The organism is Sphingobium sp. BYY-5, from assembly GCF_022758885.1.
Taxonomy (GTDB): Bacteria; Pseudomonadota; Alphaproteobacteria; order Sphingomonadales; family Sphingomonadaceae; genus Sphingobium.
In genome coordinates this window covers 235,148-261,534 of the sequence record NZ_JALEBH010000002.1, presented here as the reverse complement: position 1 = coordinate 261,534, position 26,387 = coordinate 235,148, and the positions used below count along the sequence as shown (strand labels likewise).

The window sequence follows — 26,387 nt, the reverse complement described above, 5'->3', positions numbered from 1 at the left end:
CCTGTCTCCTTACTGACCGACGACCTGCACCAGGCCGGTTACAGCCTGGCCGGTGGGCAGCTTCGTCTTGCTCGTCAGCGTCTTTGCCTTGTCGTCCCAGACCAATTCGGCCTTAGCGCCGCCCTTGCGATAGGCGTTGGTCGTACCATCATCATCATAGAGGGTGAAGCGCGCATCGGCGCCGGGATAGACGCGGATGCTCTCCAATGCCTGTTTCTCCGCCGTGCTCTTCACCTGCGCGCCCATGGGGACGATCGACCCGGCCTTCACGAAGATCGGAATGCGGTTGATCGGCGTGTCGACTTCGACCGTCTGGCCGCCTTCATAGCGCTGGTTGGTCCAATAATCGTACCAGGCGGTGTCGGCGGGCAGATAGACCGGGCGTTTCGTCTGGCCCTGCTGCGTCACTGGAGCGACCAGGAAGGCGGGACCGAACATATATTGGTCGCCGATGTCGGAGACCTTGGGATCGTTCGGGAAATCCATGAACAGACCGCGCATGAAGGGCGCGCCCGTGTCATAGGTGTGGCGGCCCAGTGCATAGATATAGGGCATCAGCGTGTAGCGCAGGCGCAGCCAGTCGGCCAGGATCGGCTCGGCCGCATTGCCATATTCCCACAGCGCCGTGCCCGGACGCTGACCATGGATGCGCAGAGTCGGCGTGAAGACGCTATATTCGAACCAGCGCACGAACAATTCGGGATAGTCGGGATAGCCGGCGCCCATCGCGGTCGCGCCCGCCGGATCGACCAGGATCGGATTTTCCGCCTTGGGACCGTTGGGCCACTGCCAGCCGCCGATATCGCTGCCCCAATAAGCAAGGCCCGAGGCAGTGAAGTTGAGGCCGGCCGGCACTTGTCGACGCAGCGCTTCCCAGGTTGACTTGATGTCCGACGACCAGAAGAGGCCGCCATTGCGCTGCGACCCCAGATAGGCGGCGCGGGCCAGGATCATGTTGCGGAAACCGGGGCGGTCGCGCTCAGACCCTTCCGCCACGCCGGTCGTATGCACCAGCGGGTAAAGGTTGTGATAGCGGTCGCCCGAACCCTTGGCATAGAAATAGCCGTCGGGAACGAGGTCCGGTTCGGTCTCGTCCAGCCAGAACCAGTCGAAGCCCTGGCTCGCGATATTGTCGCGGAGCTTGCCCCAGAACCATTCGCGCGCTTCGGGATTGGTGCTGTCGAGCAGCGCACCTGCACGATCGGAACGCATCGGCAGGCCATCGACCGGATTGCCATCCTTGTCGTGCAAGAACCAGCCCTTGGTCGCCAGCATGTCGAAATAACGCGATTCCCGTTCGAAGCGCGGCCACACGCTGATGATCGACCGCATCCCCATCGACTTCAACTGGTCGTTCATCCCCTTGGGATCGGGGAAATAGGTGCGGTCGATGTCGAGCTGGCCCATGCGCGTCCAGTAGAACCAGTCGAGCACCATCACGTCGAGCGGCAGGTTCCGCTGGCGATAGCCATTGGCGATGTCGAGCAGTTCCTTCTCGCTCTCGTACCGCGCCTTGCTCTGGATGAGGCCGAAGCCCGCCTTGGGCGGCAGCGGCGTCGCGCCGGTCAGCTTGGCGTATCCGGCATAGAGTTCATCGGTCGTCTTGCCGGTGATGACGAAGAAGGAGACGCGTTCACCCACCTGGCTCTGCCAATGGGTGCTGCTGTGCAGGCCCGGCCAGATCAGCGTGCGGGCCGGATTGTCCCAGACGATGCCATAGCCCTTGTTCGTGACCATGAAGGGCACGCAGACCGTCTCACCCGCCGGCGCGTCATAATAGTGTTGGCAATCGATCTGCTTGCCACGCAGGTCCATATAGCCTTCCTGGTTCTGGCCCAGGCCGTAATAATGTTCGTCCGCCGGGGAATCGAAACTGGCGCCGACCTTGAAGGTCTTTTCGCCGTTCACTGTCACCGGCGCCATTTCCCAGCCGGTCATCTTGGTCAGCACCGTGCCGCTGGCATCGCGAACGGACAGGCTGACCGGCGGCAGAGCGGGCGCGAAATAGCGCTGCATCTGTGTCGGCGCGCCCGGCCATGGCTTGGCGTCTACCGTCAGGGTCAGCGCCGAGGAGGAAAAGATGTCGCCGGTCGCGTCGGTACGATGGGTCCATCCGGCCGCGTCCGATTTGGCGTTCGGCCCTTCGCCCGGAGGCGCTTCGGCCAGCGCCTTGTCCAGCGCGATCGTCACGCGGACGATGTTCGGCGCATAAGGCTCGATCGCGACGCTACTGCCATGACGATCGAGCAAAGCCAGCGGCTCCGCAAAGGCAGGGGCCGCCATTGCGAGGCAGGATGCGCCGAGCGCCATGCCTGCCAGTTTCGTCTTGAAGCCTTTTGTGATCATCCCTGTCTTTCCTTGCGTTCTATGTGCCCGTTTGATTTGACACATGGTCGCGCCTTTGCAGGACCATGTGGAGTGCTAGACAAGCCCCCGGCCATCGATGCGGATGGCGGGAACGAAACCGGTGCTGCGCGGCATGTCGATGTGGAGACCCGTCGCATCCTGACGGAAGCGGAGCGGACCGCCGCCCAACAGCGTCACATGCTCGATCATGCCGTCAACATGGCCGCGCGCCAGTGAGCGGATAGTCGTAGGTCCGCCCGGTCGACCCAGGAACAGCGCGTAGAGCGCGCCTTTGTTGGTGGTGAAGCGGATATCCTGTGGGGTAAAAGGCTTGGCTTGATCCTCATTCTGCATACCCACGACCGGTTGTGTCGGTCCCTCGCCATAGATGCGCCAGGGGCGTGACCCGAAGATCGCTTCGCTGCCGTGGGTCATCCAGTCGGTCATGCCGTCGAGGGTCTTTTCCGCCTCGCTGTCGATCGAACCATTGCCGGGCTGAGGGATAGAGAGCAGCAGATTGCCGTTCTTCGACACTACATCGGCCAGGCGCTGGATCACCTCTTCGGCGGTCTTGTAGCTTTTGTCGTTGAGGCGGGCGACATTGTAGAACCAGTCGCCGATGCAGGTGTCGGTCTGCCACGGTTCGTCCCAGATATGGTCGGTGAAGCCACGTTCGACGTCCTGCACCACGCCGAAACGCGCATAGGGCTTCAACTGCTTGGCGGTCAGCACCACGTCGATCTTGCCGTGCCATTCGATCGAGCGGTTATAATAGTCAGCCACCGCCTCCAGCCCCACTGGGCCAAAGGGCAGTTCATAATCGTCGAAATAGACGAGATCGGGTTTGTATTTATCGATCAGGTCGGTCTGGCGCAGCAGCCAGCGGGTGACATAGGCCGGGTCGTCTTTCGGTCCGCTTTCGATCCACTGGCCGTTATGGGCGTTGTGCCACTGGTTCATCGCTTCGATGGAATCGATGCCGTCGGGCAGGACGGCGTGGCCCCCGGTATAGAGTTCCTGCGGGTCCAGGCCGTCCCACCATTTGCCCGTACCGTCTGCCTTGCGCAGCCTGAACGCATCGTAGCGCACACCCTTTTGCGGGCCGACCGGATCATAGCCATAAGCGGGCTGATACCAGTGCCAGGCATGGGCGGCATGGTTCGACACGCCGAATTTTAGGCCAGCGCGCCGCGCTGCCTTTTCCCAGATGCCGACCACATCCCTCTTCGGCCCAACGCGCAGGCTGTTCCAGGCATGATAGCGGCTGTCATAGCAATCGAGATTGTCGTGATGGCAGGCAAGCGCCATGAAATATTTGGCGCCGGCCTTCTGGTAGCGGGCGATCAGCGCGTCCGGGTCCCATTGGTCGGCGGTCCACAGATTCTGGATGTCCATCATCCCCGTCACCGACGGATGGCCGTAGGTCTTGAGGTGATGCTCGTACATCGGATGGCCCTGCATATACATGAGGCGGCCATACCAGTCGCCCTGTTCGGGCACTGCCTGCGGTCCCCAATGCGACCAGAGGCCCAGCTTCGCGTCGCGGAACCAGTCGGGATAGCGGTAATTGTCGACCAGCGAGGACCAGCTTGCCTGGACCAGCCCGCGCGCGGCGCCCATGGGGCTGGCGGCGCGCGCGGCGCGGGCGAGGCCAAGCGCAGCCGTCCCGGCGAGGAAGGATCGCCGTCCGAAGGATCGCATTATTTCTCTCCCAATGTCTTGGCGATCGCGGCGAGGGCGAGCGGGCGCATGATCGCATATCCTTCCTTGGTCGGATGCACGCCGTCGCTTGAAAGGCCGGGCTTCATCGCACCGTCCGCCTCGGCCATCGCCGCATGATAGTCGATGAAGGTGAAGCCATTGGCGCGGGCATAGTCCGCCAGCCACTGGTTGATCGCCGCGATCTGCGGCACAGGCTGCTTGTCGGGGCTCCAGGGGAAGGCGCCGGCGGGGGGCACGGACGCGATGATGACCTTGATCCCGTGCGCGCGGGCGAGGTCAGCCATGCTCTGGATGTTGCCCAGCACGGTTTCCATCGTCGCCGCGCCGGTATTGCCGGCGATGTCGTTGGTCATCGCCATGATGTGGACGGCTTGCGGCTTCAGCGCGATCACGTCGGCACGGAAGCGGACCAGCATCTGCGCGGTGGTCTGACCGCTGATACCGCGATCGACCAGGCCGCCTTTGAACATCTCCGGGTCCAGATTGATCCAGTTGTCAGTGATGGAATCGCCCATGAAGACGACAAGCACCTTGCGATCGGCGATTTGGCTGGCCAGCGCGTGATTATCGGCGGCATAGCGGCATAGCTGACCGAAATCGCGGGTCAGCATGTGGAGATTCCCCATCTGCCAGCCCGCCCCGTCGGTCGGCTTGGGATGCACCGGGCAGGGATCGGCAACGATGCCGACCGGATCGTCGGCATAGGGATCGCCCGGCACCTTGGTTTCGGCCAGGGCTGGAGTGGCAAGCGCGAGCGCGCAGGCAAGGGCGGTAAGGCGCAGCATTTTCTTCCTCACTTCTTCTGGAGCACCTGGTCGATCGCCCGCTCGGCAATCGGGGCCATCACGGCATAGCCATTGTCGAGCGGATGCACGCCGTCCTGTGTGTAAGCGGCGGCCATCAGCCCGTTCCTGTCGACCAGCGCGGTATGATAATCGGCATAGCCATAGCCGCGCCGCGCGCAGAAGGCGCGAAGCCAGGCGTTGAGAGCGGCCAACTCCTCGGGCTTGCGTTCCTTCACCACATTGCTTGCGGCCTTGGTATAGTTGTTGACCGGCAGGATCGACCCGAACACCAGCTTGATGTCATGGGCGTCGGCCAGATCGGCCATCGCTTCCCAATTGCTCTCAATCTGTTCGGGCGTTTCCTGTTGCATGAAACCCTGCACATCGTTGATCCCGGCAAGGATCACGACGGCGCGGGGGTGAAGCGCGACCACGTCCTGATGGAAGCGCAACAGCATCTGCGCCGTCACCTGGCTGCCGATGCCCCGATTGATATAGGGCTTGCCGGGGAAGCTGGCGGCCAGGTTCCAGCGATCGGTGATGGAATCGCCCAGGAAGACGACGCGCCGCTCGCCCGGCCTGGGGGCGGGCAGGGCGGCGTTGGCCGGGGCGTAGAGATAGCGCTCGCCAAAATCCTGCATCAGGCTGGGCACCAGCCTGGCGCGGAACGGGCCGAGCCATGGTCCCCAGTCCTTCTCCATGACGGTGCGTCGCTGCGGCGCGCTTTGATATTCGTCGGGCGCGGCCTGTGCCGTGCCTGCGACCAGCAGCGCAAGTGTCAGAATAGACAGCGCTGTCTTCATTGGTCGATTAATCCATGCCTTGCAGCGAAAGTCGCAAACAGGCCGGGCCAGGCCGCTGCCTGCATTGTATCGGGCAGGCGCGTGCCGAAGCCATGGCCGCCATCCTCGAAAATATGCAGCGCGACAGGGCGCTTCGCGGCCTCCATCGCCTGGAACAACGCTATGCTGTTGGCAGGCGGCACAAGACCGTCATCCGTGGCGTGGACCAGGAAGATGGGTGAGGTTGTCGCATCGACCCGCAATTCGACGGACCGGGCTTTCCGCGCCTGTTCCGTTGCGTTCGGACCGAGCAGATTGTCGCGCGATCCACCATGGGTGAAAGGCGCCTCAAGGCTGACCACGGGGTAGATCAGGCCGGCGACATCGGGGCGTGCGTCCTGCCCGTCGGTGGCATCAACGGCGTCATAGACTTTCTCGTCATGACGTGTCGCCAATGATCCTGCGAGATGCCCGCCAGCCGAGAAACCGAGCACGCCCACGCGCCTTGGATCAACAGCGAAACGGACAGCTTGGGCGCGGATCAGCCGCATGGCGCGCTGCGCATCCTGCAGCGGCACATCCTCGCGCCTTGCCCAGCCTTCGCCGGGCAGGCGGTAGAGCAGGATGAAGGCGGTGATGCCACGGTCGTTGAGCCATGCAGCCTGGCTGGTGCCTTCATTGTCGTAGGACAGGAAGCCATAGCCACCGCCCGGCACCACCAGCATCGCCGCGCCATTGGGGCGAGCGGGGCGACGGACGACGAGGACGGGACGCGCGATCCCCGTCACCCAGCGGTCGGGCTTGGCGGGATCCTTCGACTGGTCGACAATCTTGCGAACGATCTTCGCGCCGGTATCGCCCGGCGGCGGGCCGGGCCACAGCTCGACAATCTCGTCAGCGGCGCTGGTCTGCGCGACGGCTAGGTGGGGCAGGGCGGCCAGCCCCGCCGCCGCGATCAGGGCCGTGCGGCGATCCAGAACCGTCATTGTTCTTCCTCTTTGCTCCGGGGCGGCACCGCCATGATCGGCGACATGGCAGTGCCGATCGTGGCGGCAGCATGTCGCACCAACTGATCGCATTTTTCCACCGTTGCGCGATTGGCGGCGCCATCGACGAAGGGCATAGTGAGCGCGGCCCGCGCTTCCCCGCCGATCAGGATCGGTGCGGACAGGTCGGTGATGCCTGTCAGCATCGGGCTGGGCGAAATCGCGCCGCCTGCTGCAACAGCAGCCTTCAGGCGCGCCTCAAGCTCCGCTTCGTCCCATTGGTCGCCGGTCGCGCGGATCGCGTCGAGCATCCCGGCCCGCGCCTCGGGCGGCTGGAAGGCAAGCAGGATGCGGCCGGAATTGGAGCGATGGAGCGGGCGGCGATAGCCGACGCGCACGGCAAAGCCGGACAGGCCCGGCGCTTCGATCGCAATGATGACAACCATTTCCGCGCCCGAGGCGACGGCCAGATGACAGCTTTGCCCCGCCTTGCGCGCCAGTTCCTGCATTACGGGCAGGGCGGTGGAGGCCAGGTCGTGAATGGGCGGCTGGCTCATGCCCAGGGCGAACAATCTATTGGTCAGGCGATAGCCGTCTTCGGCCCGGGTGATATAGCCATGCTCCTCCAGCACCTGAAGCATACGGAAGATTTCGCTGACCGATCGTCCAAGCGCGGTGGAGATGTCGGACATGATGAGCGGATCACTGGCGCCGGCAAGAAGCTCCAGAATTTCCAGCCCTTTTTTGAGGGCGGGTGCCTGGTAGCGCGTCTTGCCGTTCATCGCCTTCCCCCTCCTCTACGGGCGCTCTGCCGACTTTGGTAGCGCCATCATCCGTTGGGCTCTTCCTACACACCGCCTACAGGTAAAATCAATTTTTATATTTCACAGATCGAATTGCGAGCGTAATAGCGCCGTGCTTTGGTATCGCTCCCAATCGGGCGGATACGGACGCCAAGGAAATATTTGCCGCACATATGCGGTGTCGAATCAATCAGCGCTCCGGACAAGGAGCCTGAGGAGAGTAAGGGTTAGATGTTCAAAAATCTTCATATGCCGTCGCGAGCGGAATTGCTTGCAGGTATTTCGCTGGCCAGCGTTGCGCTTGGTTGCAGTACGGCCGTCCATGCCCAGGACGCCGCTGCACAACAGACTGACGATTCCGCCGCGAGCGAAGGGGACATCGTTGTCACCGGCGTACGCGCGAGCCTGAGCAGCGCCCAGTCGATCAAGCGCAACAGCGACGTCATCGTCGACTCCATCGTTGCAGAAGACATCGGCAAGCTGCCCGACCGCAACATTGCCGAAGCGCTCCAGCGCATCCCCGGCATCCAGGTTCAGCGTCAATATGGCGAGGGCAGCTCCGTCGCGATCCGCGGCCTGACCCAGGTCCGCACCGAACTCAATGGCCGCGACATTTTCACCGCCAGCGGGGCGAACCAGTTGAGCCTGGAAGACATCCCGTCCGAATTGCTCGCTGGTATCGATGTCTACAAAAACCCCTCGGCGGACCTGATCGAAGACCAGCTTTCGGGTACGATCAATTTCCGCACGCGCAAGCCTTTCGATTTTGACGGGTTCAAGGCAGCGGCAGCCTTCACCCAGAGCTATTTCGACCTGACCGACAAGTTCCGGCCGTCGGCCTCGCTGCTGCTCAGCGATCGCTGGGATACGGGCATCGGTGAAATCGGCGTTCTCGCCAGCGTCTCCTACCAGAAGACCGCCTTTCGCCAGGACACCATCTCGACCGAGCCTTTCTATACGCTCGACCCCAGCGTTCCGGCCGACGCCGCCGTACTGGCAACGTTGGGCCGCACCGGCCAGACGACCACCTTGCCGCATGGCACGGGTATCGGCGAAGTCTATGGCGATCGCCGTCGCCTGGGCACCGACATCGCCGTCCAGTGGCGCCCAAGCGACACGCTGGAACTGACCGCCGAAGTCTTCCGTTCGGACTATAAGTTCCGTTTCGACGATTACAGCTTCTTCGCCTACACCTCGAACAGTGCGATCGTGCCGCAACCCGGCGCGCCCTTCACCTATGCCGATAATGGGGATTTCCAGAGCGGCACCTTCATCAACCTGCCGACTGGCAACAACACCAGCGCACAGACCCGTCACTCCACGACGACCGACTATTCACTGAACCTCAAGTGGAAGCCCACGGCCAATCTGACCGTGACGGCCGACGGCCAATATGTCGACGCAAAGACCAAGAATCTGCGTTCGATCCTTGGTCTCGAAGGTACAGCTGACACGCTGTATCAGGATCTTTCCGGTTCGGTGCCGGTGGTCAACATCGGTTCTGCGACGGGTTTGACCAACCCTGCCAGTTACGACAGCGCCTTTTATCTCGATAATCTCAATGAGTCGAAGGCATCGGACAAAACCGCGCGTCTGGACGCGGAATATCGGTTTGACGCGGGCATCCTGTCGTCGATCAAGGCTGGCCTGCGCTATGCCGATCGTCGCAACAAGATGATCGACACCGGCTATCGCTACAGCGGCCTGCCGAGCGTGCCGACGCAGTTGGAAAATGTCGACCTCAGCAATTTCTTCCGTGGCGATGCCGACCTGTTCGGCAACATCATCGCCTTCAACCGTGGCATCATCCGCAATTATCAGGACACGCTCGACACGTTGGGCATCGCCGGTGCGCCGGCCTATGTCCAGAGTGGGACCAATCAGCAGCGGCAGAAGACTTATACCGGCTATGTCAGCGCTTTCTTCAAGGCCGACCCGGTCGACGGCAATATCGGCGTCCGGGTGGTCCGCACCAATCTCGACGTGTCGGGCTATTATCAGCAGACCTCGATCGTGCTGGACGAGAATGGTAACGAGAGCAACGGCCCGACCGTGTTCAACCCGATCGCGGCGTCGCGCGATTATACTTCGGTGCTGCCGAGCCTGAACCTGCGTGTCCACCTGACCGATAATCTGCAATTGCGTCTGGCGGCGGCGAAGAACATCTCGCGTCCGTCCTTCACGGAACTCAACCCGAGCCTGACGATCACCGAGCCGGGAAAAGCGCAGCAGAACCAGCTCCATTTGACAAGTGGCGGCAACCCGAATCTGAAACCGATGAAATCGGACAATCTGGATGCCTCGCTGGAATGGTATTTTTCGCGGACCGGATCGCTGACCGCGGCGGCCTTCTACAAGAATATTCATAACTATATCCAGACAGCGGTCTCAACCCGCACTGTCACCTTCGACAATGGCAACAGCTATGACTATCAAGTGACGTCCTACGACAATGTCACCAAGGGTAAGGTAAAGGGCTTCGAACTCGCCTATCAGCAGTTCTTCGACTTCCTTCCCGGACCGCTGAAAGGCCTCGGGATGCAGGCCAACTTCACTTATGTCGACTCCCAAGCGCCCTCGCCGGCGACTTCGGGTCCGGTGACGAACGTGCCGCTGGAAATGCTGTCCAAATATAATTACAATCTGGTCGGCATCTATGAACTGGGTGGTCTGTCGGCCCGTGTCGCCTATAATTGGCGCAGCAAATATGTGGTCACTACGGCCGGAAACGGGACGGGCAATCTGCCGATCTTCAACAAGCCATTCGGTCAGCTCGATGCGTCCATCAGCTATAATGTGACGCCGAAATTCGCGCTGGCGCTTGATGGCGTGAACCTGACGAACACCCGACGCTCGACCTATTTCGGCATCGATACGCGGCCGCGTGACGTCGTCGTCAACGATCGCCGCATCAGCCTTACGGCCCGGATCACTTATTGATCCGGCACGTAGCCATTCATAACGCACCTTCCCTGGCAGATCGGACCCATAAAGGGCCGATCTGCCTCTTGAGGAACAAGAGAGGATAGCCTGATGCACATGCAGGGAGCCGGCATCGAACGAAGCAGTCGGAGAGCGATGGTCCTGACCACGGGCCTCTTCTTCTTGTGGGGCGTGGCGAACAATCTGAACGATGTGCTGATCGCCCATTTCCGGCATGTCTTTTCGCTGTCGGACTTCCAGTCGGGGCTGGTCCAGTCGGCCTTCTACCTCGGCTATTTCTGCTTTGCCATTCCAGCCGCGCTGGCGGCGGAGCGGTTGGGCTACAAGGCGACGGTCATCATGGGGCTGTTGCTGTTCGGCGGCGGAGCGCTCTTGTTCCTGCCCGCGTCGATGCAACTGAGCTATGGCTTCTTCCTGGTCGCCCTGTTCGTGATCGCCAGCGGCCTCGCCTTCCTCGAAACCGCCGCCAATCCGATGGTGGCGGTGATGGGACCGGCGGAAGGGTCCGCACAGCGGCTCAACCTGGCGCAGGCCTTCAATCCCCTGGGTTCGATCGCCGGCGTGGCGCTCGGCGCGACGCTGATCCTGTCCGACGCGCCGGGGCAGGGTGCGGCGGGGGCTGCGGCAGTGCGGCTGCCGTATCTCGTCATCGCGCTGGTCGTGCTGGGCTGGGCGGCGGTGCTGGCCTGCACCCGTTTCCCGCGCGCCGCGACCCAGGCGGAGGGGGTGTCCGGCCCGATCTTCGCGGGCTATGGCGCCCTGCTGCGACGTCCGCGCTATATGGCGGGCGTGGCTGCGCAATTCTTCTATGTCGGTGCGCAGGTCGGGATCTGGAGCTATCTGATCCGTTATGCCGAAGCCGCAGTGCCGGGCATCGGTGCGCAGCAGGCCGCCTGGCTGCTCACATTGTCGCTGGCGATCTTCATGCTTGGCCGCTTCATCGGCACGGCGTTGCTGGCGCGCTTCGACGGCGCGCGGCTGATGGTGCTGTTCGCCGGCGTCAACATCGCGCTGTCGCTTCTGGCGGCGATGGCAGGGGGTGTCATCGGCCTTGCCGCGCTGGTAATCACCAGCTTCTTCATGTCGATCATGTACCCCACAATCTTCATCCTGTCGCTGCGCGGCCTGGGGCCGTTGACCAAGGCGGGCGCGTCGATGATCGTCATGGCCATCATCGGTGGCGCGGTGCTCACCATGGCGATGGGACTATTGTCCGATCTGGCCGGCACGATCCGTGCGGCGATGCTGGTGCCTGCGCTTTGCTTCGCCGTCGTCGCATTGTATGCCCGCGCCGCATGTCGAGCAGGACCTATATGACCCAAGCACATTTCCCCACACTAGGTATGGGTACCGCGCCCGTCGGCAATCTCTATCGCATAGTGGATGCGGCGGAGGCCCGCGCGACGCTGGACGCCGCCTGGGATGCAGGCATCCGTTATTATGATACGGCGCCCCATTATGGTTTCGGCCTGGCCGAACGGCGGCTGGGCGCGATGCTGTCTGACCGCGATCGGGCGGGCGAGGCCATCGTTTCGACCAAAGTCGGCCGCCTGCTGGTGCCGACCGATATAGGGGGCGAGCGGCACGGTTTCGTCGATGCCGACCCGTTCGAGCCGGTCTTCGACTATTCGCATGACGCCATATTGCAATCCTTCGAGGGGAGTTGCGGACGGCTGGGACGGGACCGGATCGACCTGCTGCTCGCACACGACCTGGGTCGCGCGACCCATGGCGACGCGCATGAGGGTCATCTGCACGCTTTCCTGAACGGCGGATATCGCGCCATGCGCGATTTGCGCGAAGGTGGCGCGGTGGGCGCGATCGGGATCGGGGTCAATGAGGTCGCAATCTGCGACACGCTTCTGGATCATGTCGAGCTGGACGTGATCCTGCTTGCGGGGCGCTATACCTTGCTCGACCGCAGCGCCATTAAGCTGTTGGAGCGATGCGCCGAGCAGGGTGTCCGGCTGATCGTCGGTGGTCCCTATAATAGCGGCATATTGGCGCGCGACCTGAGTGGCACGCTGCATTTCGACTATGCTGCGCCCAGCGAAGAGATTATCGGCAAGGCCCGGCGCCTGGCCCAGGCCTGCGCCGATTTCGGCGTGCCGCTGCCCGCCGCCGCCCTGCAATTCCCGCTCCGGCACCCGCAGGTCGTCAGTGTCATTCCAGGCCTGGTCGGCGCGGATCAGGTTGCCGACACCATCGCGCGCATGGCAACGCCATTGCCCGAACCGCTCTGGCCCGCGCTCGACGCGGCGCTCAACCCCGATCCCTTCCAGAAAGGTCCCGCCATGCTGCAGGACGATGTGCGGCTGATCCTGCTGCACCCCGACGACAATGTGCTGATCTGCGTCCGCGCGATCGAGGCGAACGACGTGCTCACGGTTTCGGGCGGCACCATCCCGGCGCGCGAAGGCATCCCGATCGGGCACAAGGTCGCCCGCGTGCCGCTCAGGATCGGGGACAAGGTCATCAAATATGGCGCGCCAATCGGGTCGATGACGGTCGACGCCACTACGGGCGATTGGGTCCATATGCACAATATGAAAAGCGACTATATCAGCAGCCATACGCGCAACGCTCTGGAGGAAGGGGCATGATCGAGGCCTGGCTCCGGCAGGATGGACGCAAGGGCATCCGCAATGTCGTTGCGGTCGCCTATCTGGTCGAATGCGCGCATCATGTCGCGCGGCGGATCGTCGACAAGGCTGACGATCCGGACGTGCAGCTTATCGGCTTCCCCGGCTGCTATCCCAATGCCTATGCTACCAGGATGATGGAAGCGATCGCCACCCATCCCAATGTCGGTGGGCTGGTGATCGTGTCGCTGGGTTGCGAGAGCTTCAACCGCGAGCGGTTGCTGGCGGTGGCGCGAGCGAGCGGGCGTCCCGCAGAGTTGCTGGTGATCCAGGAAACAGGTGGCACGGCGGCGACGATCGCGGCGGGACAAGCGGCGGTGCAGCGCGTGCGCGCCGCCATCGCCGACACCCCGCGCGTACCGATGGGCATAGAGGAACTGGTGGTCGGTACCATATGCGGCGGGTCGGACGGCACCAGCGGCATCACGGCCAATCCGGCGGTAGGGCGCGCCTTCGACCGGCTGGTGACGGACGGGGCGTCCTGCATCTTCGAGGAGACGGGCGAACTGGTCGGCTGCGAGACGATCATGGCCGATCGCGCGGCGACCCCTGCCCTGGCCGCGGCGATCGAGGCCTGTGTGCAGAAGGCCGAAGCCTATTACACCATCATGGGCTTCGGGAGTTTCGCGCCGGGCAATGCAGAGGGCGGCCTTACCACGCAGGAAGAAAAGTCGATGGGCGCCTATAGCAAATCAGGCTCCTCCACGATCGACGGCATATTGAAGCCGGGCGACGTGCCGCCGACAGGTGGCCTCTATCTGCTCGACGTAGTGCCCGATGGCGAGCCGCGTTTTGGCTTCCCCAATATTTCCGACAATGCGGAGATCGTGGAACTGATCGCCTGCGGCGCGCACCTCACCCTTTTCACCACCGGGCGCGGCTCCGTGGTCGGATCGGCCATTTCGCCGGTCATCAAGATTTGCGCCAATCCCGACACCGCGCGCCGCCTGGCCGCCGACATGGACATCAATGCCGGCCGAATCCTGGAAGGCGAAGCAACGCTGGAGCAGGTCGGCATGGAAATTTATGACAAGGTGCTTGCCGTCGCGGCGGGCGAACGCAGCATTTCGGAATCCCTCGGCCATCAGGAGTTTATTTTGACGTACAAGGCTTTCGATCCCATCGGCCCAGAATGTCTGCCTACGAGGGCGCGCGCATGAGCGGGCGTCTTGACGGCAAGGTCGCGCTGGTGACGGCGGCGGCGCGCGGTATCGGTCGCGCCACGGCGCAGCGCTTCCTGGCGGAGGGCGCGCGGGTGATCGCGACTGACCGGGACGCGCAAGCGCTGGACGGCCTGGACGGCTGCGAATTGCGCGCGCTCGACGCGACCGATGGCGCGGCGGTGCGGGCGTTGGCGGCGGAGGTCGGCGCGATCGACATACTCGCCAATATCGCGGGCGTGGTCCATGCAGGCAACATCCTGGAATGTAGCCAGGAGGATTGGGATTTCGCCCTCTCGCTCAACATGACCGCCATGTATCATACGATCCGCGCTTTCCTGCCGGGGATGCTGGAGAAGGGGGCAGGCTCCATCGTCAACATGTCCTCCATCGCCAGTTCGGTGAAGGGCATCCCCAACCGCTTCGCTTATGGCGCGAGCAAGGCGGGCGTCATCGGCCTGACTAAGGCGGTCGCGGCCGATTTCGTGGGGCAGGGCGTGCGCTGCAACTGCATCTGCCCCGGCACGATCGATACGCCGTCCTTGCAGCAGCGATTGCATGACACTGGCGATTATGAGGCGGCGCAGGCGGCGTTCGTGGCGCGCCAGCCGATGGGGCGCCTGGGGCGCGCGGAGGAGATTGCGGCGCTGGTGCTTTATCTTGCCAGTGACGAGGCCGGTTTCACCACCGGCGCGGTCCACGTCATCGACGGTGGATGGGTCAACTGATGCGGCATATCCTGCTGATCGACCTGGTCGACGAGGCCGAGGCCATCTCCCGCTACGAAGCCTGGCACGCGTCAGGCGCGGTTCCGCCCGCGATAGGGGAGAGTATCCGCGATGCGGACATCACCGCGATGGACATTTATCGCAGCGGCAATCGGCTGGTCATGCTGATGGAGACCGGCCCGGATTTCGACCCGGCGGCCAAAGCGGCCGCCGACGCCTCCAATCCGGCGGTGCAGGCGTGGGAAACGCAGATGGACGAAGTCCAGCGCCCGCTTCCCTGGGCGATACCCGGCGTTAAATGGACCGAAGCGACCCGTATCTACTCCCTCGCCGAACAGCCCTGAAAGACGCCTTCCTGATCCTTGTTTCTGAGGCCAAACGCCCTACGTTTTTGGTTTAAAGCATTTTCCAGTCAGGCGTTTCCACCTGACTGGAAAATGCTCTGGCCCAGCCCCAGCAGCTTCACCGCATTATCCTTCATGATGAGGGGCAGCACCTCCTCACGGAAGCCTGCTTCGCGGGCGGCGTCGATCCATTTTTCCGGGCGGATGAGCGGCCAGTCGGAACCGAACAGCATCTTATGCTTGAGCTGCGTGTTGGCATATTGGATGATCTGCTTGGGAAAATATTTGGGTGACCATCCGCTGAGGTCGATGAAGACATTGTTCTTGTGCAAAGCCATCGACAGGCTTTCGTCGGTCCAGGGCCAGCTTGGATGGGCGAGGATGATTTTCATGTCGGGGAAATCGACCGCAACATCGTCCACCAGCATGGGCTGGCCGTATTTCAGGCGCACGCCGCCGCCACCCTTCATACCCGTGCCCATGCCCGAATGGCCGGTGTGGAAGATGGCGGGCAGCTTATACTCCGCGATAACTTCGTAGATGGGATAGGCTACGCGATCGGCCGGATGGCAATCCTGCATGATGCCGTGGAATTTGAAGCCCTTCACCCCGTAATTCTCGACCAGATCGCGGGCTTCCCGTGCGCCGAACTTGCCCTTGCGCGGGTCGATCGAGGCAAAGGGGATCACGATATCGCTATGGTCGGCGGCCAGTTCCGCCACTTCATAATTGCTGATCCGCTTGGCGCCGATGCCGCTCTCACAATCGACGGTGAACAGGCAGAAGGCAATATTCTGCTCGCGATAATAAGCGATGGTTTCGGGGATGGTCGGACGCTTGCGATCCGCCTTGAAATAGGTGGATGCGGCGTCGAAATATTTGGCCATCACCGGGTCTTCGGGATCGTGGCACGACACTTCGGCATGGACATGAACGTCGATGGCGAGGATTTTGGTCGGATCAATGGGCATTGGCGGTGGTTTCCAGTCTCTTGTCCTCATTGGCCCGGTGGATGACATAGGCGCGGATATTTTCGATCTCTTGAGCTGAGAAAATCGACGCGAAGCCGACCATGCCATTATCCTTGAGCGCACCGTCATGGACGATCATCTGCCATGTGCCCTTGTCGTTCAGCGCGGCGCTGCGGCGCAGGTCGGGGACGATGCTGCCGCCGACCGCAGCGTCGCCATGACAGGTGCTGCAATAGCGGCCGAAACGCGCGCCGCCGGCCGCGATATCCGCCGCGCTGGCGGTGGAAGGCGGCGGGTCGAGCGGCATGGCCGAATGGGGCGGCGGCGCGGGCAGGGTCGCCTTGCCGTCCAGCTTGAAGACGAGCAGGCGGCTGATGTTGCGGCTTGGGCCGCTCTTGTCGGAGAGGATGCCGGGCGCCAGCGCCCAGACGCCGCCCCAGCCCGCCATCACCGCCACATATTGCTGGCCGTCCAGTTCATAGCTGATCGGCGCGGCGACGATGCCGGTTTGCGCCGGGAAGGACCAGAGCTTACGGCCGTCCCTGGTCGCGTAGGCGTTGAAGTCACCCGTCGCCGTCCCCTGGAAAACGAGATCGCCACCAGTCGCCAGCAGACCGCCATTCCACGGCCCCTTGTAGGAAACGCGCCAGCGTTCCTTCTGCGCCACCGGGTCCCAAGCGATGAGCGCGCCGGTGGTCGCTTTCATCGCCGCGTCGCGCACGGCCTTGTCAGCAGGCATAGCGGCAGCAGCAATGTCTACGCCGACATTGAAGCCCAGCTTGTTTGCCTTCCATCCCTTTTCCGGGAAATAAGGGAAGGCGGCGAGGTTGGCGGGGATGAAGACCAGCGATGATTTCGGGTCGAACGCCATGGGGTGCCAGCTATGCGCGCCGGTCGCGCCGGGGGAGCCAATGAAGGGTTTGCCCGTCTTATAATAGCGCGCTTCCGGCTTCTCGATCGGCCGGCCGGTCTTCATGTCGATACCGCTCGCCCAGTTGACCGGCACGAAATTCTTCGCCGACAGCAGTTTTCCGTTGGTGCGATCGAGCACATAGAAGAAGCCGTTCTTGGGCGCCTGCATCAGCACCTTGCGCTTGTGTCCATCGATTTCCAGGTCCGCCAGCATGATATGCTGGGTCGCCGTGAAGTCCCAGCTATCGCCCGGCGTCGTCTGGTAGTGCCAGGCATATTCCCCTGTTTTCGCGTGGACCGCGACGATCGAGGAGAGGTAGAGATTGTCGCCCTTGCCCTCCGATCGATAGGCCTGGTTCCAGGGCGATCCATTGCCTACGCCGATATAGAGGAGATCGAGTTCCGGGTCGTAGGCCATGGCATCCCACACGGTGCCGCCGCCGCCCTGCTTCCACCATTCGCCGTACCAGGTGGCGGCGGCTTTCTTGAGATAGTCCGGTTCCTTTTCCGTGCCGGGCTGGGCCGGGACGGTGTAGAAGCGCCAGCGTTCCTTGCCCGTATCGGCATCATAGGCGGCGACATAGCCGCGCGCGCCGAACTCCGCGCCGCCATTGCCGATCACGACTAGCCCGTCCACCACGCGCGGCGCGCCTGTGATGGTGGCGTTGCTCTTGGGATCAAGCGTGACGACGCTCCAGACCGGCTTGCCGCTCTTGCGGTCGATGGCGATCAGCCGGCCGTCGAGCGTGCCGACGAAAATCTTGTCGCCCCAGGCGGCAACACCGCGATTGACCGCGTCGCAACAGGCCTTCACCAAAGTCTCGCGCGGGACTTCCGGATCGTAGGACCAGAGCAGCTTGCCGCTGCGCGCGTCATAGGCCTTCACCATGCTCCAGGCGGTGGAGGCATAGAGGGCGCCGTCGATGAAGAGGGGCGTCGCTTCCTGCCCACGATTGGTGTCCATGTCGGCCGACCAGGCAAGGCCCAGCTTGCCGACATTCTCCTGGTTGATGGCGGAGAGGGGGCTGAACCGCTGCTCATCATAGGTGCGCCCGGTCGAGAGCCATTCGGCCGGCTTGGCCGCGATGATGCGAGCGGCATCGACTCCGTCCGAAGTCGAGACAGCAGCGGCGTTCTGGTTTTCGCTCCGGCTGCAAGCCGACAGGGCCAGGCTCGTTCCCAGCAGCAGCGCAATGGCGATCCGCATCCTCTTCCTCTCCATCTGTCGAGCGGATGTCTTCATCTCGCTCAGGCCGTTTGTTTGTTGTGACTTCCGATTGACTGGAAATCGTTCAGTTGACCATCCGCACGCCGGTCCAATAGGCGGCGCGCAGGGCTTTCTTGTCCATCTTTCCGGCGGCGGTCCGGGGAATGGCGGGGACGAAGGCGACGCTCTTGGGCGCCTTCACTCCGCCCAGCCGGGCCTTGGCATGAGAGATGATCTCTGTTTCCCCGATATTGTCGGCAACGACAATGGCGTGGACTGCCTCGCCCCATTTTTCATGGGGCACGCCGATAACCGCGCATTCGCGCACCTGGGGCAATTCGGTGACGGCAGCCTCCACTTCGGCGGAAAAGACGTTGAAGCCACCGGAAACGACCATGTCCTTCTTGCGATCGACGATGTAGAGATAGCCGTCCGTATCGCGCCGGGCGATGTCGCCCGTATGGTGCCAGCCATGGGTGCGGACTTCGGCGGTGGCTTCTGGCATCTCATAATATTCGCGGGAGACCAGGACGCCGCGCACTACCAGTTCGCCCGCTTCGCCATCGGGGAGGAGATTGCCTGCCTCATCCATGATCGCGACGGTGACGGATCGGCTGGGCTGGCCACAGCTCGCGAGGCGTTCGGGGCGATCCCCGGCGGCAGCAGCGGCGACGACCTCCGGAGAAAGCCAGGTGACGATCATCGGCGATTCCACCTGGCCATAGGCCTGGCAGAGGCAGGGGCCGAATATTTCCACTGCGCGGCGCAGTTTCTCCGGGGAAACGGGAGAGCCGACGAGGAGGAAGATTTTGAGCGACGTGGTGTCCCTGGTCGCCAGTCCCGGCGCGTCGAGCAGCGAATAAAGCGCGGTCGGCGGCATATAGACATGGGTGACGCGATAGCGCTCGATCGACTCCAGCACGGCGCCGGCGTCGAATCCGGGAAGGATGATCTGGGTCGCGCCCAATGACAGCGTCGCCAACGCCACCGGGCCAGCGGCATGGGTGATAGGCGCGACAACGAGTGAGACAGGTGCGTCCGTGCGGCCATCGACGGCTTGCGCCAACGTCTCGATCATCGTGCCCCAGCCAAGATTGGTCACGACCACGCCCTTGGACGGCCCGGTCGTGCCGCCGGTGGGGAAGAGGCCTACCACGTCGTCGGGCTTGCCGAACGGATCGGAAAAGTCCGGCAAGCTGTCCGCTTCGCTGTCTCGAATGAAGCGATCAAGAGAGGGATCGCCCGCCATCTCGCGGTCGAGGCAGACGAAACGGGTCAGGCTGGACACGCGCGCCTTCAATTGCGCGACGTCCGCCGCCTGGCTTGAATGATAGAAGAGCCAGCCGCAACGGACATAGTCGAGATAGGCGGCGTTTGCGTCGATGGCATTGCGGGTGTTGACCGGCACCCACTGGCCATTGGCGCGCCAGATGGCGAGCAGGGCGATCATCATCGTTGCACTGTTGGGACCATAGAGCGCGACCGGCTCCTGGTCGCGAAATCCCGCCGCATGGAGGGCAGCGGCGATCCGCTGCGTCAGCACCCTCACCTGCGCAAAGCTCAGCGTCTCGCCGCTGGCCGCGTCGATCAGGCAGGGGCAGGCGGGGTCACGATCATGGCCCCGGTCGAAATAGTCGATCGCACGCATCCTGTCAGCCCCAGCGATTAATCTCCGGGCCGGGCGCCCAGACTGCTTCGGGTTCCGGGACGGTGGCAAGGCCCAGTGCCTGCGCCACGGCAGGTCGCGCGCGTAGGCGCGCGTCCCATGCATCGGTACGGGGCGAAGCGGTGAAGGCTTCGGGGACGATCCGGCGCATCCCTGCAAGCCAGGCGAAGCTCTCCAGATCGGCGATGGAGAAATCGCCGATCAACCAGTCGCGGCCATCGGCCAGTTGCGCCTCGACCTTCTCGACCGCCTGGATGATCTTCGTGCGGCTGTCAGCCAGCTTGGTTTCGTCCGCATGGCGCTCAACCGCATCCTTCCAGCGAGCCGCAAGATCCGCGCTGGCGATGCCAGCGGGCACGGCAGCAGGCGGCGCGGCGGCATTGCCCAGGCAGGCAGCGGCCGGAGCGACGCGCTCGATGACATAGCGGCACCAGGCCATCATTTGCCAGCGGGCATAGGGATCGGCCGGGCGGATCGCAGGGCCGGAACCGGTTTCATCCAGATAGCAGGCAAGGAAGATGCTGTCGGTCATCGCCACCTCACCAACCAACAGCACCGGGCCTTCGCCTTCGATCGACTGGTCCACCTCATGCCCGTGGGGCAGGGCGGAGGAATGTCGCTCGCCCGCGACCAGATCGATCGGGCGGCGGTCGAGATCGACGCCCTTCTCGAAGGCGGCGGCGAGAACGGTGAAGCTGGGGCCGTTGGGTTGGCCATGATAGAGAATGCCGGTCATGCGGGTTCGCTTTCGAGCAGGGTGATGCGGCGGGCAAGGTCGGTACGGCCCAGCGCCCAGCAGGCGCGGGTCGCGGGCCGTGCATAGATGGCGCGCAGCCAGCGCATGATATTGGGGGTCAGGCTGTCATTGCAGAGTTGCGGCTGGGACAGCGGCATGGCGTAGGCAAGGTTGAAGCCGTTGATATCGGCCAGGCTATAACTGTCCGACGCCAGCCAGGCGCGCTTTCCCAACGCTTCCTCCAGATAACCGATGCCGAGTGCGACCCGCCTCTGCGATTCCGTCATTTCCTCCGCCGAGAAAGCGCCATAGATCGCCTTGCGCCAGGCAGTTCGGCGTTCGGGCATGGGAATGCGATCGATCGCGGCTTCCAGTTCGGCAGGGTCTTTCTGCCGGACGGAGGGGCCGACGAAAACGCTCCAGCCGATCATGGAGAAGCTGGGGGCCAGCCATTGGTCGAGGAACTTCATCCACCAGCGCACACGCCATTGATCGACCGGATCAGCGGGCATCAGGCGCGGGCCATCGAACGCTTCGTCCACATATTCCATGATCGCGGTGGATTCGGTCAGCACCTTGTCGCCATGGGTCATGGCGGGAATGGTGCCGAGCGGATTGACCGCCAGATAGTCGGGCCTGTGCTGGTCGAAATTCAGCAGGTCGAGATAATGGCTGTCGAACGCGACACCCTTTTCAAACAGCGCCAGCATCGGCTTGCCCGAATTGGCGTTGGGTTCCCAATGATAGAGTGTGACGTCGGTCATGCCGCGAAAGTCTCCATGAAGACCCGGCCAGGCGGTGCGCCACCCGGCCGGGCAAGGCATCAGAATTTCTTCTTCACCGTCACCGCCCATTCGCGCGGATTGCCGGGGCGGCCCTTGCGGACGCCCGCACCCGCGCCGCGCAGGTCGAAGACGGAGAGGAAATAATATTTGTCGAACAGGTTGGTGACTTCGAGCGAGACGTCGAGGTCCTGATCCGCATTGGCCCAGGTCAGCCGCGCATTGGCGAGCGTGTAGGCCGGTACGAAGTTCAGTACGCGGGTGCCGCCGATGACCGATGCGCCGCCGAACTTCTTGTCCTCATAGGTGACGTCGAAGCGGGGCGTCAGGCTGCCGGCCTTGTCGAGGTCGATCTTGTACTGCGCGCCCAGGCTGAACTTCCAGGGCGGCGACACGGGCGGATCATCGGCCGACACGCCGCCCGGATTGGTCGGGTAGGAGGCCGCCGGGCTGAGGCTGCTCGCCTTATATTTGAAGTCGAGATAGCTGATCGAGGCATCGATCGCGAGGCCGTCGATCGGATAGGCGGACAGTTCCGCTTCGAACCCCTTGACCCGTGCATCGCCCGCATTGAGCCGCGCGGCGCAGGGCGCGGTGGGGCAGGTCAGCACCGGGATCTGGATATCGACATAGTCGTTGATGAAAGCCGCGGCATTGAGGCGGACGCGGCGGTTGAAGAAGTCGCTCTTGAAGCCGACTTCATAGGCAGTCAGCTTTTCCGGGCGGAAGGCGATGACCTGCTGCGTGGTGAAGGGACGCGGGTTGGAGCCACCACCCTTGAAGCCGGTCGATACCGAGCCGTAGACCATCAGGCTGTCGGTCAGGCGGTAGTCGGCCGCGACGCGATAATCCCAGCGCTTGGCGCTGTAATGGGCGGTGAGGCCTGAAAGCGCCGTGACGATCTCGGACGTGTTGCCGTTGCCATTATAGTCCAGCGTGTCCGCACCCGAATAGCCGATACCATAAGCGGCGCCCACCGGATCGAGGAAGTGATTGACCGTGCCATCAAAGTTCAGGCGATAATAGGTCTGATCCTTGGTCTCGCTGGTATAGCGTACGCCGCCGCTTAGGGTCAGCCGGTCGATCGGCTTCCAGGACAGATGGGCGAACGCGGCCTTGGCTTCGGCCTTGGTCGGGTCGGGCTGGCGGAACTGGAGCGGATAGACCGGGACGTAGCGAATGTCCTGCAACGAGTCATAGGTCGATTTCTGCTTGAAATAATAACCGCCGACCGTGCCGTTCAGATTATCCCCCAACTCCGCGTTCAACCGAACTTCTTCACTGAAGCTCCAGTTTTCCAGATAGTTGCGGCCGAAACCGATATTGGCGGGTGAGATGTCGTCGTCGGAATCGAACTGGGTATTGAAGCTGCGATAGCCGGTGATCGACGTCAGCTTGAAGGCGTCGGACAGGCTGTAGTTGATCTGTCCCGAAACGCCCCAACCCTTGTAGAGGCTGCGATCGGTTCCCTGCGTTGCGGCGAGCGGCGTACCGGCGGCGCCATAAGGGTCGACCGGGATGGGCGGGGTCCAGGTGCCTGCCGGCTGCCCAGTCCCGATATAGTTGCAATAGCGGCCGCAGATGAAGCGGTTGTCATAGGGAATGCCGGGCGCCGGATTGGTATTGGGCGAATTGACCGGGCTGGTGGCGAGCAGCACTTCCCCCGCGATGGTATGTTCATCGCGCGTATAGTCGCCGATGACGGTGACATCGAGCTTGTCGCTGGGTTCCCAGAAGAGGATGCCACGGATCGCCTGATAGCCGACGCCGCCCAGCTTGCTGATGACGCAATCACCGGGCGGCTGGGTCGAGGGAATGCCGCTTCCCGGATTGGCGCAGCCATAGTCGACCCGGTCGACGAAGCCGTCCTGCTGCTTGGCGACGCCGGATATGCGGACCGCCAGTGTATCGGTGATGCCGAAATCGGCGGCGGCGCGGATGCCGATGCGGTTGCGGATACCGTAATTCACCTCGACAAAGCCGCCGCCGTCCCCGGAGGGACGTTTGGAATAGAGCTTGATCGCGCCGCCCTCTGCATTGCGGCCGGCAAGCGTACCCTGCGGCCCGCGCAATATTTCCACGCGGTCGAGGTCGAGCAGTTCGAACACGGCGCCCGTAAGCTGCGGATAATAGACGTCATCGATGTAGATGCCTACGCCCGGCTCATAGGCGGGGTTGAAATCGTTCTGACCGACGCCACGGATGGAGGCGGTGATGGACGGACCGAAGGATGCGCCTTGCGGCTTTAATGAGACGTTGGGCGCGGCGTCGGCCATTTGCGCCAGATTGGTCTGGCTCTTGGCTTCCAGTTCGGCCGCACCGACGGCGGTGATGGAAATCGGCGTGTCCTGCAGCCGCTGGGCGCGGAACTGGGCGGTGACGACGATGTCGGCCACAGCGTTGGCGGGCAGCGCTTCCTGATCGGCTGCCTGCGGCGCGGTATCCGCTGGCTGGGCCTGCGCGAGCGCACTTGCCGGGGTGGTGATCGCTACTATCGAAGCGGACGCCAACAGGGCGCGCGCCATCATCGCACGAAGATCGTGTTGCATGGGAAATCCCCTCTCCTAGACCGGCTTCAGATCCGTCCTGACCAGACGTGATCCGCCGTAAACGCCTTCCGTAATATTGTTAGTAAGACATACAATTTTCATCGTTGCAAGAGCCTGAACCGCTCAGCAACGACCATAATGAAAATATTTACCGATATTGGGAGAGGGCAAATACTATCGGTATTTCTATTGGTGGTATCAGGAATAACAGGATGAAGTCGTCTGTCTGAAATATCCGTCATTATTTCCCTGATTTTCACCAGGGATGGCAATGGCAGGAAAGATCAAACGTAGACGCGGCGCAGCAGTTCGACCAGCATCGCGGTCTCGGCAGGGGTGAAGCGCGCCTTCAGCCATTTCTCATGATCCGCGATACAGGTGCGCGCCTGTTCGAGCGAGGCATGACCCGACTCGGTCAGACTGAGCGTCTGGCGGCGGCGATCCTGGACGGAAGCGCCGCGTTTCAGGAAGCCCCGGTCCTGCATCCGGTTGACGATCGCCATAACGCTGGCGCGGTCCATCTTCAATCGGCGGCCGATATCGGCCTGGGCGATGCCAGGCTGGTCCTCGATCAGCCAGAGCACAGCCACCTGCTTCTGTGTCAGGCCAAGGTCGCTGAACGTTTCGGTGAAATGCTGGTAGACCGCCGCGCTCGCCAGCCGGATGTGGAACCCGACCAGACCGTCGATGCCGCTGAGACGAGGATCGGGGAAGAGGCCAAGCGGCTCCATATCGTCCATGGTATTCATAGTAACAGTGTGCGGACTAAATAGTCATGCGTCAATCCTGCGACTTGAAAAAATGTGAGTGATACATACAATATCGCCATCAAGAACAGGAGAGGATCACGTCGTGGCGCATTTCCCGGATACGCCTGCCTTCACCGGCTTCAACACGCCCTCGCGGATCGAGGCCGACATTATCGACCTGGACGTGAAGGGGGCGGTGCCGTCCGAACTGGATGGCGCCTTCTACCGGGTACAGCCCGACCCGCAATTTCCACCGCTGTTGGGGGACGACATCGCTTTCAATGGCGACGGCATGATCTCCATGTTCCGTATCAAGGATGGAAAGGTCGACCTGCGCCAGCGCTGGGCAAAGACCGACAAATGGAAGCTGGAGCAGGAAGCGGGCCGGGCGTTGTTCGGCGCCTATCGCAACCCCCTGACAGACGAGGAGTCCGTCAAGGGCAAGATACGCGGCACGGCCAACACGACGGCGTTCATCCATGGCGGCCGGCTCTATGCGTTGAAGGAGGACAGTCCGGCCCTGGTCATGGACCCGGCGACGCTGGAGACGGACGGCTATACGCGATTCGAAGGGAAGATGACCGGGCAAACCTTCACCGCTCACCCCAAGATCGACCCGGCGACAGGCGACATGATCGCCTTCGGCTATGCGGCCAAGGGGGTGCTGACGCGAGACATGACCTATTATGAGGTCGCGCCCGACGGAACGCTGACGCGGGAGCTGTGGTTCGAACTGCCCTATTATGCCATGATGCATGATTTCGCGATCACGCCCGACTATGCGCTATTCCATGTCGTGCCGAGCACGTCCAACTGGGAGAGGTTGGAACAGGGACTGCCGCATTTCGGGTTCGATACGACATTGCCCGTCTATCTGGGCGTGCTGCCGCGCCGGGCCGACGCGACCGGCGCGGACGTCCGTTGGTTCAAGCGCGACAATTGCTTCGCCAGCCATGTCATGAACGCCTTTCAGGAAGGCACGAAGATCCACTTCGATACGCCCGAGGCGAAGAATAATATGTTCCCCTTCTTCCCCGACATTCACGGGAAGCCATTCAATCCACTGGAGGCGGCGAGCTTCCTCACCCGCTGGACGGTGGACATGGCGTCCAATGGCGAGGCGTTTACGGACGTGCAGCGCCTGACCAATATGATGGGCGAATTTCCGCGCATCGACGATCGGTATACCGGCCTGCCTTATCGCTATGGCTGGATGCTGGTGATCGACCCGACCAAGCCGGTCGAACTCAAGGGCGGCAGTCCGGCGGGCATGTTGATGAATACGCTGGGCCTGATCGATCACCAGACCGGCGAGGAACAGAAATGGTGGTGCGGGCCGCTGTCGTCGCTACAGGAACCCTGTTTCATCCCGCGCAGCCCGGATGCTGCCGAAGGAGACGGCTGGATCGTCCAGATCTGCAATCGGCTGGAGGAGCATCGCAGTGATCTGCTGTTGTTCAACGCGCTGGAGATCGCCAAAGGACCGATCGCCGAAATCCGCGTGCCCATCCGCCTGCGCTTCGGGCTGCACGGCAATTGGGCGACGGCGGCGCAGATCGGACTGGCGGCCTGAT

The 26,387-nt window shown here is 62.7% G+C and carries 20 protein-coding genes; 7 read left to right on the top strand and 13 right to left on the bottom strand.

The features are described 5' to 3' along the window. Window positions 1-9 precede the first annotated feature (9 nt). The 6 genes from MOK15_RS17445 to MOK15_RS17420 all read right to left on the bottom strand — a co-directional run bounded on the left by MOK15_RS17445 (window position 10) and on the right by MOK15_RS17420 (window position 7,403). Window positions 10-2,346 (bottom strand): glycoside hydrolase family 31 protein, encoded by a 2,337-nt coding sequence (locus tag MOK15_RS17445; RefSeq protein ID WP_242932989.1) that lies wholly within the window; start codon window positions 2,344-2,346, stop codon window positions 10-12. A 75-nt stretch (window positions 2,347-2,421) separates the two neighbouring features. Then, window positions 2,422-4,047, bottom strand: coding sequence for an alpha-L-fucosidase (locus tag MOK15_RS17440; protein ID WP_242932988.1), 1,626 nt, complete (start codon window positions 4,045-4,047; stop codon window positions 2,422-2,424). Beyond that, entirely contained in the window at window positions 4,047-4,853 is an 807-nt protein-coding gene (locus MOK15_RS17435; RefSeq protein WP_242932987.1) for an SGNH/GDSL hydrolase family protein, read from the bottom strand. Before MOK15_RS17435 ends, MOK15_RS17440 begins: the two co-directional genes overlap by 1 nt. 8 nt (window positions 4,854-4,861) lie before the next feature. Further along, window positions 4,862-5,656, bottom strand: coding sequence for a GDSL-type esterase/lipase family protein (locus tag MOK15_RS17430; RefSeq protein ID WP_242932986.1), 795 nt, complete (start codon window positions 5,654-5,656; stop codon window positions 4,862-4,864). Beyond that, on the bottom strand, window positions 5,653-6,621 hold the full coding sequence (locus tag MOK15_RS17425) for an alpha/beta hydrolase (RefSeq protein ID WP_242932985.1): 969 nt from the start codon (window positions 6,619-6,621) through the stop codon (window positions 5,653-5,655). The genes MOK15_RS17430 and MOK15_RS17425 overlap by 4 nt, the downstream gene beginning before the upstream one ends. Then, the gene (locus MOK15_RS17420) at window positions 6,618-7,403 is read right to left on the bottom strand and encodes an IclR family transcriptional regulator (RefSeq protein WP_242932984.1); all 786 of its coding nucleotides are present in this window, start codon (window positions 7,401-7,403) and stop codon (window positions 6,618-6,620) included. Before MOK15_RS17420 ends, MOK15_RS17425 begins: the two co-directional genes overlap by 4 nt. A 252-nt stretch (window positions 7,404-7,655) precedes the next feature. On the opposite strand from MOK15_RS17420, the gene MOK15_RS17415 reads away from it, so the two are divergent. From MOK15_RS17415 to MOK15_RS17390, 6 genes are all read left to right on the top strand, one after another. After that, complete coding sequence (locus MOK15_RS17415; protein WP_242932983.1) at window positions 7,656-10,364, top strand: TonB-dependent receptor; 2,709 nt, start codon at window positions 7,656-7,658, stop codon at window positions 10,362-10,364. A 138-nt stretch (window positions 10,365-10,502) separates the two neighbouring features. Next, window positions 10,503-11,684 (top strand): L-fucose:H+ symporter permease, encoded by a 1,182-nt coding sequence (gene fucP, locus MOK15_RS17410; protein WP_242932982.1) that lies wholly within the window; start codon window positions 10,503-10,505, stop codon window positions 11,682-11,684. A 26-nt stretch (window positions 11,685-11,710) separates the two neighbouring features. Continuing rightward, a complete protein-coding gene (locus tag MOK15_RS17405; protein ID WP_242932981.1) occupies window positions 11,711-12,970 on the top strand; it encodes an aldo/keto reductase in 1,260 nt (419 codons plus the stop codon). After that, window positions 12,967-14,169: a UxaA family hydrolase gene (locus MOK15_RS17400; RefSeq protein WP_242932980.1), complete on the top strand. Its 1,203-nt coding sequence runs from the start codon at window positions 12,967-12,969 to the stop codon at window positions 14,167-14,169. The genes MOK15_RS17405 and MOK15_RS17400 overlap by 4 nt, the downstream gene beginning before the upstream one ends. After that, window positions 14,142-14,897, top strand: a complete 756-nt coding sequence (locus tag MOK15_RS17395) for an SDR family oxidoreductase (RefSeq protein ID WP_242932979.1) — start codon at window positions 14,142-14,144, stop codon at window positions 14,895-14,897. The genes MOK15_RS17400 and MOK15_RS17395 overlap by 28 nt, the downstream gene beginning before the upstream one ends. After that, window positions 14,897-15,241: an L-rhamnose mutarotase gene (locus MOK15_RS17390; RefSeq protein ID WP_242932978.1), complete on the top strand. Its 345-nt coding sequence runs from the start codon at window positions 14,897-14,899 to the stop codon at window positions 15,239-15,241. The genes MOK15_RS17395 and MOK15_RS17390 overlap by 1 nt, the downstream gene beginning before the upstream one ends. A gap of 68 nt (window positions 15,242-15,309) precedes the next feature. Here the strand turns inward: MOK15_RS17390 and MOK15_RS17385 are convergent, their stop codons facing one another. The 7 genes from MOK15_RS17385 to MOK15_RS17355 all read right to left on the bottom strand — a co-directional run bounded on the left by MOK15_RS17385 (window position 15,310) and on the right by MOK15_RS17355 (window position 24,813). Next, entirely contained in the window at window positions 15,310-16,212 is a 903-nt protein-coding gene (locus tag MOK15_RS17385; RefSeq protein ID WP_242932977.1) for an amidohydrolase family protein, read from the bottom strand. After that, a complete protein-coding gene (locus tag MOK15_RS17380) occupies window positions 16,202-18,331 on the bottom strand; it encodes a PQQ-dependent dehydrogenase, methanol/ethanol family (protein WP_242932976.1) in 2,130 nt (709 codons plus the stop codon). The genes MOK15_RS17385 and MOK15_RS17380 overlap by 11 nt, the downstream gene beginning before the upstream one ends. Before the next feature lie 85 nt (window positions 18,332-18,416). Continuing rightward, window positions 18,417-19,979 (bottom strand): AMP-binding protein, encoded by a 1,563-nt coding sequence (locus tag MOK15_RS17375; RefSeq protein ID WP_242932975.1) that lies wholly within the window; start codon window positions 19,977-19,979, stop codon window positions 18,417-18,419. A gap of 4 nt (window positions 19,980-19,983) precedes the next feature. Beyond that, the gene (locus MOK15_RS17370) at window positions 19,984-20,733 is read right to left on the bottom strand and encodes a glutathione S-transferase family protein (protein ID WP_242932974.1); all 750 of its coding nucleotides are present in this window, start codon (window positions 20,731-20,733) and stop codon (window positions 19,984-19,986) included. Further along, window positions 20,730-21,497, bottom strand: a complete 768-nt coding sequence (locus tag MOK15_RS17365; protein ID WP_242932973.1) for a glutathione S-transferase family protein — start codon at window positions 21,495-21,497, stop codon at window positions 20,730-20,732. Before MOK15_RS17365 ends, MOK15_RS17370 begins: the two co-directional genes overlap by 4 nt. A 59-nt stretch (window positions 21,498-21,556) precedes the next feature. Then, a complete protein-coding gene (locus MOK15_RS17360; protein ID WP_242932972.1) occupies window positions 21,557-24,064 on the bottom strand; it encodes a TonB-dependent receptor in 2,508 nt (835 codons plus the stop codon). 284 nt (window positions 24,065-24,348) lie between these two features. Next, on the bottom strand, window positions 24,349-24,813 hold the full coding sequence (locus tag MOK15_RS17355; protein WP_242932971.1) for a MarR family transcriptional regulator: 465 nt from the start codon (window positions 24,811-24,813) through the stop codon (window positions 24,349-24,351). Window positions 24,814-24,916: 103 nt separating this feature from the next. Between MOK15_RS17355 and MOK15_RS17350 the strand changes: the two genes are divergently transcribed. Further along, window positions 24,917-26,386 (top strand): carotenoid oxygenase family protein, encoded by a 1,470-nt coding sequence (locus tag MOK15_RS17350; protein ID WP_242932970.1) that lies wholly within the window; start codon window positions 24,917-24,919, stop codon window positions 26,384-26,386. Window position 26,387 lies beyond the last annotated feature (1 nt).